Annotated in this window: 16 protein-coding genes and 1 pseudogene; 12 read left to right on the plus strand and 5 right to left on the minus strand. The window is 71.7% G+C overall.

The genetic code is table 11. The annotated features are described in order from the left end of the window. Window positions 1–5: 5 nt before the first annotated feature. Window positions 6–458 carry a 30S ribosome-binding factor RbfA gene (gene rbfA / locus ACFE7H_RS02190; protein WP_375399550.1) on the plus strand — a complete coding sequence of 151 codons (453 nt, stop codon included), beginning with the start codon at window positions 6–8 and terminating at the stop codon, window positions 456–458. A 197-nt stretch (window positions 459–655) separates the two neighbouring features. After that, entirely contained in the window at window positions 656–931 is a 276-nt protein-coding gene (locus ACFE7H_RS02195; protein ID WP_375399551.1) for a DUF6804 family protein, read from the plus strand. A gap of 180 nt (window positions 932–1,111) precedes the next feature. Here ACFE7H_RS02195 and ACFE7H_RS02200 read toward each other — a convergent pair whose 3' ends face one another. After that, window positions 1,112–1,975, minus strand: a complete 864-nt coding sequence (locus ACFE7H_RS02200) for an A/G-specific adenine glycosylase (protein ID WP_375399552.1) — start codon at window positions 1,973–1,975, stop codon at window positions 1,112–1,114. A gap of 43 nt (window positions 1,976–2,018) precedes the next feature. After that, window positions 2,019–2,501 carry a GNAT family N-acetyltransferase gene (locus ACFE7H_RS02205; RefSeq protein WP_375399553.1) on the minus strand — a complete coding sequence of 161 codons (483 nt, stop codon included), beginning with the start codon at window positions 2,499–2,501 and terminating at the stop codon, window positions 2,019–2,021. A 43-nt stretch (window positions 2,502–2,544) separates the two neighbouring features. Here ACFE7H_RS02205 and ACFE7H_RS02210 point away from each other — a divergent pair, with 43 nt between their 5' ends. Beyond that, a complete protein-coding gene (locus ACFE7H_RS02210; RefSeq protein ID WP_375399554.1) occupies window positions 2,545–3,213 on the plus strand; it encodes a uridine kinase in 669 nt (222 codons plus the stop codon). A gap of 5 nt (window positions 3,214–3,218) precedes the next feature. Here the strand turns inward: ACFE7H_RS02210 and ACFE7H_RS02215 are convergent, their stop codons facing one another. After that, a complete protein-coding gene (locus tag ACFE7H_RS02215) occupies window positions 3,219–4,214 on the minus strand; it encodes a ketopantoate reductase family protein (protein ID WP_375399555.1) in 996 nt (331 codons plus the stop codon). Between the two features lie 87 nt (window positions 4,215–4,301). On the opposite strand from ACFE7H_RS02215, the gene truB reads away from it, so the two are divergent. From truB to ACFE7H_RS02235, 4 genes are read left to right on the plus strand one after another with little or no spacing between them, the layout of a single operon-like run. Beyond that, entirely contained in the window at window positions 4,302–5,189 is an 888-nt protein-coding gene (gene truB / locus ACFE7H_RS02220) for a tRNA pseudouridine(55) synthase TruB (RefSeq protein ID WP_375399556.1), read from the plus strand. Continuing rightward, complete coding sequence (locus ACFE7H_RS02225) at window positions 5,186–5,554, plus strand: hypothetical protein (protein WP_375399557.1); 369 nt, start codon at window positions 5,186–5,188, stop codon at window positions 5,552–5,554. Before truB ends, ACFE7H_RS02225 begins: the two co-directional genes overlap by 4 nt. 37 nt (window positions 5,555–5,591) lie before the next feature. Continuing rightward, window positions 5,592–6,029 (plus strand): hypothetical protein, encoded by a 438-nt coding sequence (locus ACFE7H_RS02230; RefSeq protein ID WP_375399558.1) that lies wholly within the window; start codon window positions 5,592–5,594, stop codon window positions 6,027–6,029. Window positions 6,030–6,064: 35 nt separating this feature from the next. Further along, entirely contained in the window at window positions 6,065–7,039 is a 975-nt protein-coding gene (locus ACFE7H_RS02235; protein ID WP_375399695.1) for a bifunctional riboflavin kinase/FAD synthetase, read from the plus strand. A 90-nt stretch (window positions 7,040–7,129) separates the two neighbouring features. On the opposite strand, the gene deoC is transcribed toward ACFE7H_RS02235, so the two are convergent. Next, the gene (gene deoC / locus ACFE7H_RS02240; protein WP_375399559.1) at window positions 7,130–7,855 is read right to left on the minus strand and encodes a deoxyribose-phosphate aldolase; all 726 of its coding nucleotides are present in this window, start codon (window positions 7,853–7,855) and stop codon (window positions 7,130–7,132) included. A 93-nt stretch (window positions 7,856–7,948) separates the two neighbouring features. Here deoC and ACFE7H_RS02245 point away from each other — a divergent pair, with 93 nt between their 5' ends. From ACFE7H_RS02245 to ACFE7H_RS02255, 3 genes are all read left to right on the plus strand, one after another. Beyond that, a complete protein-coding gene (locus ACFE7H_RS02245) occupies window positions 7,949–8,533 on the plus strand; it encodes a GDSL-type esterase/lipase family protein (protein WP_375399560.1) in 585 nt (194 codons plus the stop codon). A gap of 149 nt (window positions 8,534–8,682) precedes the next feature. Continuing rightward, complete coding sequence (locus tag ACFE7H_RS02250; RefSeq protein ID WP_375399561.1) at window positions 8,683–10,272, plus strand: stealth family protein; 1,590 nt, start codon at window positions 8,683–8,685, stop codon at window positions 10,270–10,272. A gap of 58 nt (window positions 10,273–10,330) precedes the next feature. Continuing rightward, window positions 10,331–11,086, plus strand: a complete 756-nt coding sequence (locus tag ACFE7H_RS02255; RefSeq protein WP_375399562.1) for a hypothetical protein — start codon at window positions 10,331–10,333, stop codon at window positions 11,084–11,086. Between the two features lie 23 nt (window positions 11,087–11,109). Here the strand turns inward: ACFE7H_RS02255 and nagA are convergent, their stop codons facing one another. Further along, window positions 11,110–12,240 carry an N-acetylglucosamine-6-phosphate deacetylase gene (nagA, locus tag ACFE7H_RS02260; protein ID WP_375399563.1) on the minus strand — a complete coding sequence of 377 codons (1,131 nt, stop codon included), beginning with the start codon at window positions 12,238–12,240 and terminating at the stop codon, window positions 11,110–11,112. 93 nt (window positions 12,241–12,333) lie between these two features. Between nagA and ACFE7H_RS02265 the strand changes: the two are divergent. Both ACFE7H_RS02265 and ACFE7H_RS02270 read left to right on the plus strand, forming a co-directional pair. Beyond that, window positions 12,334–12,543 (plus strand): annotated as a pseudogene (locus tag ACFE7H_RS02265) (helix-turn-helix domain-containing protein); the annotation flags it as partial. An 18-nt stretch (window positions 12,544–12,561) separates the two neighbouring features. Then, entirely contained in the window at window positions 12,562–13,626 is a 1,065-nt protein-coding gene (locus tag ACFE7H_RS02270; RefSeq protein WP_375399696.1) for an ROK family protein, read from the plus strand. The last annotated feature ends 20 nt before the right edge of the window (window positions 13,627–13,646 follow it).

Consider the following 13,646-nt stretch of genomic DNA (forward strand, 5'->3'; position numbering starts at 1 on the left):
GTCGGATGGTCGACCACGGACGAGCGCTGAAGCTGGCGGACCAGGTCAAGGAGATCGTCGCCAAGCGCATCGACAAGGGGCTGCGCGACGACCGCCTCGGCTTCGTCACGATCACCGACGTGCGGATGACGAGCGACCTGCAGCACGCGTCGATCTTCTTCACCGTGTATGGCTCGGAGCAGGAGCGCGCCGACAGCGCACTCGCCCTGGAGGCCGCTACCGGCCTGCTGCGCCGCGAGGTGGGCCGCAACATCACCGCCCGCCTGACGCCGACGTTGGAGTTCATCCCCGACGCGATCCCCGAGAACGCGGCCCATATCGCCGAGTTGCTGGCGGCGGCGGAGGAGCGGGACGCCGCCGCGAAGGCCCTGGCGGCGTCGGCGCAGTACGCCGGCGACCCCGACCCGTACGTCAAGCCGCGTGAGGCGGACGACGGAGCGCAGCCGGCGTCGGCGTGAGCAACCGGCGCGAGCGGCGATCGAGCCCGCCTGTCGGCGGGCCCGGTCGAGCTGCCGGCTCACCTTCTGGTCGGCAGCCCGGTTCACCTCCCGGACGGCCGGCCGGCTCGTCTTCTGGCCGGCCCGGCCGTGACGCAGCCCGGTACGGCACGGCGGTTCGCCGCAACGCGCTCGCGCCCGGACTGCTCGGCGCGATCGTGCTGGTCGCCGGCCTGGCGCTGCTGGGTGCGCCCGGGTTCGTGCTGATCCGGTACGCCGCCGCGATCCTGGCCGCGATCATCGCCGTCTTCGCGTTCCAGGCACGCCAGTGGTGGTGGTTGCCCGTGCTGGCGGCGATCGTGGTGCTCTGGAATCCGGTCGTCCCATTCGACTTCGCAGGCCGGTGGTGGCAGATCGCCCAACTGGCCGGAGCCGCCGCGTTCGCCCTGGCCGCCGTGCTGATCCGCCAGCCCGATCCGGACGCCCAGGGCTGACCGTCTCCGAACCACCTCCCAACTACGGAACCCCTGCGCAACTACGGAAGTGCTGCGCAACGACGGAGCCACCTGCGCAACGACGGAGAATCCGCACTCGAACACGGCGTGTCACGGAGTTCATCCGTACTTGGGATGGATCTCCGTACTTGGGATGCGGACTCCCGTACTTGGGGTGGCTCAGGCGCCCGGAAGGCGCCAGCCGTCCGCGCCGAGTTCCGCGAGCCCGTCGGACGTGAGTCCGGTCAGGATGCGCCCGCGGAGCGCCTCGTCCGGCACGGTCCGCGCCAGCTCATCGTCCGTGACCGGCACGTCGCTCGCCCGCAACTCCGCCATGACCCGCCCGCGCCACTGGCGGTCGGAGCCGGCGAAGGCCGCCTGGCGTCGGGCGGAGGCAGGACCCGGCGGACGCCCCGCCGCCCGCCACCGGCAGGAGCGTTCCAGCGGGCACGCCTCACAGCGGGGCGCGGCTGCGACGCACACCACTGCACCGATCTCCATCAGCGCGGCGTTGAACATCGCCGCCTCGTCCCGGCCCGCCGGCAGCAGGGCCGCCATCGCGGGCAGGTCGCGCCGGGCGTTCGGCGCCCCCGGCTGCGCCGTGCCGAGCTCGGCGCGGGCGATCACCCGCCGTACGTTCGTGTCCACCACCGGATGCCGGTGCCCGTAGGCGAAGACCGCGATCGCCCGGGCCGTATAGTCGCCGATGCCGGGCAGGGCGAGCAGCTCGTCCACGTCCTCCGGCACACGGTTGCCGTGCTGCTCCGCGATCGCCGTGGCGCAGCGGTGCAGCGCGAGCGCCCGGCGCGGGTAGCCCAGCCTGCCCCACGCGCGCAGCACCTCCGCGGGCGGCACCGCGGCCAGGTCGGCGGGCGTCGGCCAGCGCTGCAGCCAGTCGAGCAGGATCGGCACGACCCGCGTCACCTGGGTCTGCTGCAGCATGAACTCCGACACGAGGGTGCCCCAGGCGCTGAATCCCGCCCGACGCCACGGCAGGTCGCGCGCGTTCGCCCGATACCACTGCAGCACCGCCGGCGAGTCCATGCCGCTCAGCGTATGGAGTGCCGAAGCGAACGCTGCGATCCGGTCACAGCGGGCGCTCGATCGGCGAAGCCAGCAGCTTCTCGAACCGCACACGGCGGTACGGGCCGTCCTGGCGCCGCCCCGTCTCGGAGTAGCCGCGAGACGGGTACCACGCCAGGTTCTCCGTCATCAGCTCGTTCGTGTACAGCCGCACCGACGGCAGGCCGAGCGCGACGGCCTCCCGTTCGGCGTAGGCGAGCAGCAGCGCACCGATACCGCGGCCCTGCTGCACCGGATGCACGGCGACGTTCTCGACGAGCAGGTGGTCGGGGTGCGGCCACATGACGAGCACGCCGACGATCGCGTCGCCGCGGTCACCGTCGATGGCGACCATGCAGGCCATCGCTGAGATGATCGCCTCGTCGTCGGCGAGCAGGGGCGCCGGGGCGACGGCCAGGCGGCGGCGGTAGGGCTCGTAGGCGGCGTGCACGATGTCGCGGACGGCGGGCACCTCGACCGCCCGCGCCGGTCGGACCCGGATCGTCATCGCTCTGACGCTACCCGCGGAGCGAACGGCTACCGTGACGGCCGTGGCACGGTGGGCCCCCGCGCGGGCGGATGTTCTGGACGAGTACGCGCACGAGGTACTCGGGCTGTTCCCGGCCGGTCGAATTCTGGTCGGTATCGACGGGCTGGACGGCGCCGGCACGACCCCGTTCGCTCGCGACCTGGCGGGCGCCATCGATCGGTCCGGTGTGTCATCCGCGGCGGTGTCGATGGACGGCTTCCATCACGCCCGGGCTGTGCGCCACGCCGGCGCCGCGGACGCCCGCACCTGGTACGACCGCGCCTATGACTACGACGCGTTCCGGCAGCGGGTGATCGTGCCCTTCCGCCGCGGCGAGGCCGTCGTTCTGGACCACAGATCGCGGACGGACGACGCGCTGCTCGCAGACCCGCCGACCTGGGTTCCGGGGGACCGGGCGGTACTCGTCGTCGAGGGCGTCTTCCTGCACCGCAGCGCGCTCGTCGGCCTCTGGCACACCAGCGCGTGGCTGGATGTGCCGCCGGAGACGGCGTTCGCGCCATGCGAGCAGCGCGACGGCTCCGATCCGGGCGACGACGGCGTGCTGCGCCGCGTCTTCTTCGGCGCGGAGGAGCTGTACCTGCGGGAGGCCGACCCGCGGCGCCGGGCGAATGCCCTGTTCGACCTCTCCGACCCCGAGCATCCGCGCCGGATCTTCGCCGACAGCTGCTGAGCGCGCTACCGCAGCAGCAGCGCCGCCGCGTCGTCGGGGGAGAGGAAGCGGCCGGTGTCGGCGACCTCGTGCACCAGGTCGACGATGCGGTGGTTCACCGGCGTCGGCACGCCCAGGCGATCACCCTCCCTCGCCACCGCCCCCGACAGGTGGTCGATCTCGGTCGGCACGCCCCGCCGGATGCTCTGCAGGGTGCTGCCGAGGTTGAGCACCGGGCCCATCCCGGCCACCAGGCGGGCTGCCACGATACGGCCGCTCAGTTCCGGCGGCAGCACCGTCAGCATCCGCAGGACGCTCGGAGTCACTCCGGGCAGCCCCGAGAAGTGCACGCCGGCCGCCCGCCCCACGCGCACGGTCTCGCGCATCGCGCTCGCGATCGCGGTACGCAGCCGCGGCGACGCCAGCGCCTGTTGGCCCGCGAGCCCGGTCAGGGCCGGAGCGGCGTTCAACTGGTTCACCACCAGCTTCGACCACTGCGCACCCACCAGGTCGGGGGCGGTGGTGATCGGAACCGCGCGGCGCAGCACCCCCGCGGCGGCCCGCAGCTCGGTCTCTCCGGCGGTGTCCGCGGCGAGCACCGTCGTCTTCGCCGCGGTGACGGTGACGACGCCCGGTTCCAGGAAGGCGGCGGCGATCATCGACAGGCCGCCGATCAGGGGCGAGTCCGGCAGGATCGACCGGAGCGCCTGCGGGCCGGCCAGCCCGTTCTGCACGACGACCACCGGCACTCCGGCCAGGAGCGTCACGTGGGCGGCCGCGGCTGCGGCGGCGTCCTGCGCCTTGACCGTCAGCACCGCCAGGTCCGGGGGCTCGGGCAGCACCTGGGCCGCGCCGATGCGGGCGACGTGATCGCCCCACGCGCCGGTGAGGGTCAGGCCCCGCTCGCGGATCGCGTCCAGCTGAGCGCCCCGCGCGGTGACGACCACCTGCTCGCCTGCCCGGTCGAGCAGTGCGGCGAGCGTGCCCCCGATCGCCCCCGCGCCGATGACCCCGATGCGCATGCCCCGATCGTAGGAGGGACCGGATGAGAGCATGGGCCTCAGATAATCACGGGCCTCCGAACATCACGGGCCTGAGAACATGGGTCCGTGGATGATGTGCGGCCGGGTGTGCTGCTGGTGGACAAGCCCCCGGGTCCCACTTCGCACGACCTGGTGCAGCGCGTCCGCCGGCTGGCGGGAACGCGCCGGGTGGGGCACGCCGGCACCCTGGATCCCCAGGCGAGCGGCCTGCTGCTGCTGGGGATCGGCGCCGCGACCCGGCTGCTCACCTACCTGGTCGGGCTGGACAAGACCTACCTGACGACCGTGCGCCTCGGCCGGTCGACGACCACCGACGACGCCTGGGGTGACCCGCTCGGCGACGAGGCCGACGTGACCGACGCCGTGCTGGAGCGGCTGCCGCAGGCGCTGAAAGCACTGACCGGTGAGATCGACCAGGTGCCCTCCAGCGTCAGCGCGGTGCACGTCGACGGGCGGCGGGCCCACGAGCTGGTGCGGGCGGGGGAGCGGGTGCAGCTGCCGTCGCGCCGGGTGCGGGTGGCGATCGAGGTCACGGCGCGGCGCGGCGGGGACCTGGACCTGACGGTCGACTGCTCCTCCGGCACCTACGTACGAGCCATCGCCCGCGACCTGGGTGCCGCGCTCGGCGTGGGCGGGCACATCACCGCGCTCCGCCGCACCCGGATCGGGCCCTTCCGAGTCGAGGACGCCCCGCCGCTGACCGCGCCGCTGGCCCTCGCCTCCCCGGCGACGATCGCGACCATCCTGTTCCCGGCGATCGTGCTGCAGCCCGAGCAGGCCACGGAGCTGCGGCAGGGCAAGCGTCCGGTCCTTGCCGGTCTGGACGATGCCGACCGCCTCGCCGCATTGGACACCGCCGGCGACCTGATCGGCCTCGCGCGCGCCCAGGGCGGCGTGCTCACGACGCTCGTGAACCTGCCCGTCCCGGCCTCCGACCCGTTGGCAGTGCCGTGATCGCGGGGTACACCGGCGCCCTGGTCGCGGTCGCCCTGGCCGCCGGGGTGCTGGCGGCCGTTCTGGGCCTGGCCGGGCGGCGACCCTCCGACGCCTCGCTCGCCGGAGCGGCGATCACGGAGTTGCTGCTCATCGCCCAGCTGGTGATCGCGATCATCGCTCCGGCCGCCGGCAATCGGCCATCCGGCAGCATCGTGGAGTTCTACGCCTACCTGATCAGCGCCCTGATCATCCCGCCGGCGGCGATCGCCTGGGCGCTCGTGGAGCGCACCCGCTGGGCCACGGTCGTGGTCGGTGTCGCGTGCCTGGCCATCGCCGTGATGGCGGTGCGGATGCAGATCATCTGGACCGTGCAGCACGCGTGAGGGCGGCAGGCGTGAGCGCGGGATAATCGACTCCGAGATGAGTGATCCCCGCCCGGCGCGCCCGAAGACCTCCGGCCCGGGGCGGACCCTGGTGGTCTTCTACGGCATCCTGACGATCGCGGCCCTGGCCCGGTCGGTCTTCGAGATCGTCGTGCACTTCGACGTCGCGCCGCTCGCATACCTGCTCTCGCTGTTCGCGGGCATCGTCTACCTGGTCGCCACCATCGGCCTCGTCACCCCCGGGCGCGCGGCGTTCCGCCTGGCCACCACCGCGATCTCGATCGAGCTGCTCGGCGTGCTCGTGGTCGGCACCCTCTCGGTCACCGACTTCTCGCTGTTCCCGTTCTCCGGCGACCGCAGCACGGTCTGGGCCTACTACGGCCTGGAGTACCTGCTCATCCCACTCGTGCTGCCGGTGCTCGGCCTGCTGTTCCTGCGCAGCCAGCGCAGTACCTTCGCCCGGTCCGCCGCGTGACGGATGAGCGGAGCGCGGTCCGCCGCGTGATGGGTATGCAGGTCTTCCGCGGCGTCGGCGAGGTGCCGCCCGGATTCGGCCCGTCGGCGGTGACGGTGGGCAAGTTCGACGGCCTGCACACGGGTCATCGGGCGATCGTCGCCGACCTGCTGGCCGCGGCCGACGCGGCCGGCGACCTGACCCCGACCGTGGTCACCTTCGATCGCAATCCCCTGGCCGTGCTCGCCCCCGAGCGGTGCCCGCCCGCCCTGGTCGGGCTGGACCAGCAGCTGGAGTTGTTCGCCGGCGCGGGCGTCGCGGCGACACTGGTGCTCCACTTCGATCAGGCGCTCGCCTCGATCGAGCCGGAGGACTTCGTGCGCGACATCCTGGCCGGGCCGCTCGGCACTCGACTGCTGCTCGTCGGCGACGACTTCCGCTACGGTCGGCGCGGCCGGGGCGACGTCGCCCTGCTGCGCGCGATGTCGGCCGAGTGCGGCTTCGAGGTGCGCACGCACGAGCGCGTGGTGAACGGCGACCGCCGCATCTCCTCCACCTGGATCCGCGAGCTGTTGGACGCCGGCGCGATCGAGGAGGCGGCGCAGCTGCTCGGTCGGGCACCGTCGGTCCGCGGCCTGGTCGTGCACGGCGCCCACCGCGGGCGCGAGCTCGGCTACCCCACCGCCAACCTGGCGCAGGAGTCGGACGGGCTGATCCCTGCTGACGGTGTCTACGCGGGCCGGCTGGTCGACCACACGCCCACCGGTCGAATCCCCTACCCGGCGGCGATCTCGGTGGGCAGCAACCCCACCTTCACCGGCGTCCCGCCCCGGCAGGTGGAGGCGTACGTGCTCGACACCACCCTGGACCTGTACGGGCACACGATCGACATCGAGTTCACCCACCGTATCCGCGGCCAGGTGGCCTACACGGGCGTCGACCCCCTGATCGCGCAGATGGGCCTCGACGTGCAGCGCGTCCGCGCGCTGGCGGCGCAGCAGGAGGCCCCGCCCGCGCCGCGCGCACGGTAGCTCGCGCCCGCTCCGCTCGCACAGCTTCTCGGGACTCACACACCGTGGCGCCCGGCTGTCAGTTCCGAACGGGCGCGTGAGGCGCGGCGGTCAGTAGGAGGAGGCGTCCACCGTGCCGGCGACGGCGCCCGTGGCGACCAGGCGTTCCACGTCGGTGAGGATCGTCTGCGTCGCGGAGGTGCCGAACCGGTCGACGCCCGCCGCGCGCATCGCGAGCAGCGTGTCGAGACCGCGCACGCCGCCGGACGCCTTGATACGCATCCCCGGCCCGACCGCGTCACGCATCAGGGCCAGGTCGTGCAGCGTTGCGCCGCCGCCGGCGAACCCGGTGGAGGTCTTCACGAACGCCGCGCCGGCCCGCTCCGCTGCTCGCGCACCCGCGACGATCTGCTCGTCGGTCAGGAACACCGTCTCCAGGATCACCTTGACGAGGGTGTCGCCGGCTGCCGCGACGACCGCCGCGATGTCGGCCTCGACCAGGTCGGTCCGTCCGCTGCGCAGCGCCCCGATCCGCAGCACCATGTCCAGTTCGGCCGCCCCGTCGTCGATCGCCTGACGGCTCTCCGCCACCTTCGCCGCCGTGCTGGTGGTGCCGTGGGGGAACCCGATCACCGTCCCCGTCAACACGCCGGTGCGCGCGAGCGTCGCGACCGACTCCGCGATGTCCGAAGGCCGCACGCAGACGCTGAACACTCGCCAACGCGCCGCGATCGCCAGCTCCGCCGCCAGCGTCTCGGCCGTCGTCTCGGGCTTCAGGATCGCGTGGTCGATCAGGGCGGCGATCGTCTCGACCGTCGGCGCAGCGGAGGTGCTCATCGCCCCGAGCTTAGGTCGGCCGATCCCGGATGAGTCGCCGCACTGACGGTCGGCCGTTTGGCAGTCTGCGCCGCCGCCCGTACCGTGGGGTCAATGACCGACGCCGCGACCACAGACGCGACCACCGCCGCGACCACAGACCAGGGCGAACCCCGGGAACTGGCGGGCGTGCTCTTCCTCGGCGACAGCCTCACCGAGCACGGCAGCTGGGCGGAGGCGTTCCCCGACCTGCAGGTCGTGAACTCCGGCCGCAGCGGCGACACCACCACCGACGTGCTCGAGCGGCTGGACGAGGTCGTGCAGGCGGCCCCCGCGGCGGTCGTGCTGATGGCCGGTACCAACGATCTGCACCGTCGGGCGACGGTGGAGCAGGTGGTGCGAGGACTGGAGAACATCCTGGCAACGCTGCACCGCGAGCTGCCGGCCACCCGGCTGATCGTGCAGTCCGTGCTGCCCCGCGAGCCCGAGCGGGCCGAGTTCGTGCACCAGACCAACATCCACCTCAGGCAGTTCGCGCCGACCGTCAAAGCCGAGTACCTCGACCTGTGGCCCGAATTCGCCGACGACGATGGCGCACTGAAGACCGAGTACACCGACGACCGCCTGCACCTGAACGCCGCCGGCTACTCCGCGTGGGCGGATCAGCTGCGCCCGCTGCTGCTCGATCCCACCGAGTAAGCGACCCTGCCGACCGGGCCGTCGCACCCGTAGAATCCGCACAGAGGGCCGCGCCGTGCCTCCCTCCGCTCGCCCCCAGTCTCAAGCCCGCCGACGAACACGTCCGGAGCAGATCCGCAGCTGGCCCCCACCGCGAAGGAGTTCGACCCGTGCCGAACGATCGTCTCCGCCTGATCCCGCTGCCGACTCCAGCCGCCCGCATCCGCAATCGTGACGACGTGGTGACCACCGGCGGCCTGCTGGCCCTGCGCGCCGACTCCGCCACCCCGCTCACCGCGATGCGGGAGGACCTCGATCTGGTCGCGGACGCCCTGGCCGACGCGGGTATCGACGTGCTGCTCGTCCGCGGCGAGGACGACCGTCCCGTGCTCGCGGTCGACGAGGAGCGCCGCCTGGACGTGCAGCAGGCACTGGTCGCCGCGGCCGTAGCCGAACCCCTCTATGCGGTCCCGGTCCGCCGCAACCACAGCCGCCGGGGCGAGCCGCTGCTGCTCGCCGACGGCGACCTCAGCGAGCGCCGTGACACCCGGCTGCTGCACCTGTTCCGCCCCCGCGTCGACGCGGCCGGGCGTCTGGACGGCGGGGAGGCGACCGCGGTGCAGCTGGAGTTCTGGCAGCGCAGCGGCGCCGAGATCCGCGTCCCCGTGCCGAACGCGCTCACCCGTCGCCGCTTCGTCGCCGACGAGATGCGCCTGACCCACGTGGAGCGCTACGGCCGCGAGTGGTCGACCATCGAGGACATGTTCGCGGACCACGTCTCGGACATCGACTTCCCCATCGACATGGTCTTCTCGTGGGTCGACGGCACGGACAAGGAGTGGCAGCGCGCGCGGGCACGCCGCATGGCCAGCTACGTGGTGGGCGAGGGCGACGAGGCGGAGGCCCGGTTCCGGCAGATCGACGAGCTGCGATATGCGCTGCGCTCGGTGAACACCTACCTGCCGTGGGTGCGCACCATCTACATCGCGACCGACTCGCCTGCGCCCGCGTGGCTGGCGGACCACCCTCGGGTGCGCATCGTGCCGAGCGAGCAGTTCTTCGCCGACCCCTCCGTGCTGCCCACCCACAATTCCATGGCGGTGGAGAGCCAGCTGCATCACATCGCCGGACTCTCGGAGCATTTCATCTACTCCAACGACGACATGTTCGTCGGCCGCCCCCTGATGCCGGACACGTTCTTCTCGCCGGGCGGGATCAGCAAATTCATCGAGGCCGGCACCCGCATCGGGCTGGGGGAGAACCATCAGCGCCGCAGCGGATTCGAGAATGCGGCCCGGGTGAACCGAGCGCTCCTGCGCCGGCGTTTCGGCCGCGTGATCACCCGCCACCTGGAGCACGCGCCCACGCCGCTGCGCCGCAGCATCATGGCCACCATGGAGCGCGAATTCGCCGACGACTTCGCCGCGACCGCCGCCAGCACGTTCCGTGCCGCCACGAACATCTCCGTGACCAACTCGCTCTACCACTACTACGGCCTGCTCACCGGGCGTGCCGTGCAGAACACGAGTGCCACCGTGCTGTACGTCGACACGACCACCCGCAAGGGCCTCGGCCTGATGAAGGGGCTGCTCAGCCGTCCCGTGTGGGACTTCTTCTGCCTGAACGACGGCAGCTTTCCGGAGGTCGGCCCGGAGGAGCGCGCGCACAAGGTGCGCTCGTTCCTGGAGCGCTACTTCCCGGTCGCCGCCCCCTGGGAGAGGCCGGACGAGCACCACCTGCACGCCGCTTCCGCCGGCTGACCAGGGCCTCATGGCCGGTCGAGTGATGCGCTGGGCGATCGGGGCGACGTGCGGTGCGGTGGCATTCCCGCTCGCTGGGGCCGCTCCCGTCAGCGGCGCACCGCTGGCGAGCGGGGCAACCCCAGCGCTCGCCGCGACGAACACGCTCGCAGAGGGAACGCATGAGCCACACATTCGGGCGCCTCACCCGGCGGCCGGTCACAGCGCATCAACCCGCGACGCGAAGCCCCGCCCGAGTTCGGATCCCGATGGTGCTCTTGAGCAATGGGAGCAGCAGATCGGGAAGAACTATGTTCACGACGAGCAAAAGCTCGATGCGATCGATACGTGGAACAACGATCAGCCCTCATTCGAGAGCAGTGGCTACCTCGGCGCCATTGAAGACGCCAGCACCTTCAGCATCACCCTCCTCTGGCACGGATCAGATGCAGTACTCGCTTCCGCCCAGGCGTATGCCAAGGGTACGGGCGCCCGTGTCACAGTCGAGCAGCGGCCATACTCGCAATCCGAGTTGGCTGCCGCAGGCGCGACACTGTGGGCGTCACGGCCCGCTCTAGCGGCAGAGGGCTTCGAGTTGACCGAGATCGTGCAGGTGTCAGGCGACGTGAAGTTGCCGGTCGTTCACGGGGTGCTGAATTCATCCGCTACTGCTCCAACGGTTCTCGATTCCATCGAGAAGCTCACGGGCGTCCGATACATCCTCGGCGACGCCCGCTCCGGAGCACTCACCACCGGTCGAGGTGACGACGCTCGCCCATTCCCGGAGGGTCCCTTGCGGCCAGCGCGAACGTCCCCGTGGCCGGAGTCCAGGTGAAGGATCTCACCCGCGCCATGGGCTCACGGGGTCGATAGCGACCCGGCGGCCCACGCGCGCTCGAGTCGAAGATCGTCTCCGAGGAGGACGGCGTCGGCGGGGCCGCCGGGGGAGAGACGGCCGAGGTCGGTGCGGCCCAGCATCGCGGCGGGGGTGCGTGTGGCTGCGCGCACTGCCTCGGCCAGCGGCACGCCGGCGTCGACTGCACCCTTCACTGCCCGGTCCATCGTGAGCGTCGAACCGGCAAGGGTGCTGTCTGCAAGTCGTGCTGCTCCGTCGCGCACAACCACCGCGCGTTCGCCGAGCCGGTAGTCACCGTCTGCTCCCCCGGCCGCTGCCATGGCGTCCGTGATGAGTGCGACGCGGCCGGGCGCGAGCCTGAACAATCCTGCGACGAGGATCGGATGCACGTGCAGCCCGTCGGCGATCAGCTCGAGGGTCACTCCCGTGTCCATGATCGCGACACCCACGGGTCCGGGCGCTCGGTGGAGCAGGGGCGGCATGGCGTTGTAGGTGTGAGTGAGGATCGACGCTCCTGCACCGAACGCTGCACGGGCCGTTTCCGCGTCGGCCGTCGTATGGCCGACCGCGACCCGCACCCCGCCGGCGACGAACCGTCGGATGGCGTCGATGGCGCCCGGAAGCTCGGGTGCGACCGTGACTTGGACGACCGTGCCCTCCCCGGCCTCGAGCAGCGCGTCGACGGCCCCTGCAGTCGGGAGGGCCAACGCGCCAGGGTCATGTGCTCCGCGCGCTGCCGGCGAGAGGAAGGGTCCTTCGAGGTGGACGCCGAGCAGTCCGGAATCGGCACGGACGAGCGGCGCGAGCATGCTCAGCGATTCGACGAGTCGAGGCAGGGGAGCGCTGACCAGGGAGGCAACCGATCGAGTGGTCCCGTGCTCACGATGTGCGCGGACCGTCGCCGCGACTCCGCCGGCGTCCACGCTGCCGCCGCCACCCCCGTGGACATGGGCGTCGATGAAGCCCGGCACGAGCAGGCCGCCCCGTCCATCGAGCAGGGTGCCCGAGGAGTGAGGGGGAGCCCCGACGCCCCGCGAGACGATGACGCCGTTGTCGAACACGATCCACGCGTTCTTCTCGGTCGTCACGTCGACGATCTGCACGTTGGTCAGCGTCAGCGATCCGGCCGTCACCGCTGCGGCCCCGTCGGGAGAAGTTCCATCGGTGTCGACTCCACCTCTCGGCTGTCCCGTCCGGCGCGATTATTGCAGTCAGGTTACATATTCATGTGTCGATCAACCTATCTGTTGCGCGGTTCTGGTCGGGATGCTTCACTGCAACCGTCCCCATTACGAAGGCTGGTTTCGTTGAAAAGAGTCGACGTGGCATGTGCTGTCGCGCTCCGCGATGCAGGTCCGCAGACGATCGCGCAGATCGCCCGTCGGACCGGTTTGTCGCGTCCCACGGTCGATGGCAGCCTCGGCGCACTGACAGCGCGAGGTCTCGTCGCGATTGTGGAGGACGGCGTCGGCGGCGGGAGGGACGCGGGCCGACCCGCCAAGCTGTTCGGTTTCCTGGGGCGGTCGGGACTGGTGGCGGGCGTCGATGTCGGCGGCCACCTCATCCGCGTGGCCGTGTCCGACCTCGCAGGAACCGTGGTCGCCTCGGAGGAGATGCCGCTCGACCCGGCCCGCGGTGGCTCGACCGCATTCGACACCATCTGCGGGCTCCTCGACGCCCTCCTGGAGAGCCTCGAGGACAGCGGCCCTCTGCTCAGCATTGCAGTGGGCGTGACCGGCCTCGTCGGGCCGGATGGCCGCGTTGCCATGTCATACGCTCTGCCGGCCTGGAATGCGGCAGACGTCGCCGGGCGCCTCACCACCAAGTACTCCTGCGGAGTCGTGCTCGAGAACGACGCCCGGCTCGCCTCCATCGCAGAGCACTATCTCGGCGCCTCGGTGCTGGCGGACGACGTCGTGTACATCCAGGTCGGCCACCGCATCTCGGTCTCGCTCCTCATCGAAGGCAAGGTCCACCGAGGTCGGCACCACGCCTCCGGAGAGGCGGGCTACCTGCTGTTCGACGGGGTGGCCACGGACGCCGCCAGCAACATCCGTTGGCGCTCCGCCGAGACGGCCGAGGAGGTCGTCGCCCGATCCCTCCGCGGCGACGCCAAAGCCACCGACGAATTGACGGCGTTCCTGAACGCGCTCGCGCCCGGTATCGCCGCGCTCGCCCTGGTCACCGACCCCGACCTGGTCGTGCTCGGGGGCGGGCTCTCCATGGCCGGGGAGGTCGTGCTCGGTGTGCTGCGAGAAGCGGTCAGGAGCCACATCCGGATTCCCGCCGTTCCGACGCTCGTCCGCTCCGACCTCGGGGCCGACGCCGTCGTCATCGGGGCGGTACTCCGGGCCCACGAGCTGTCCGCGATGTCGGTGTACGGCGCCGAGGGCATCGTCCCTGCCCCCGCCGGCCTCAAGTCGATGCGGCGCGCAGATCGCGCCCGAGCGGCGTTCGAGCCCGCTGCGCCTCAGAAGGCCGGCGACTCAACGATCTCCTCCCCCTCCTCGCACCACTGACCCCCACTACCGACCGATGA

This window comes from uncultured Amnibacterium sp., assembly GCF_964250715.1.
GTDB lineage: Bacteria > Actinomycetota > Actinomycetes > Actinomycetales > Microbacteriaceae > Amnibacterium.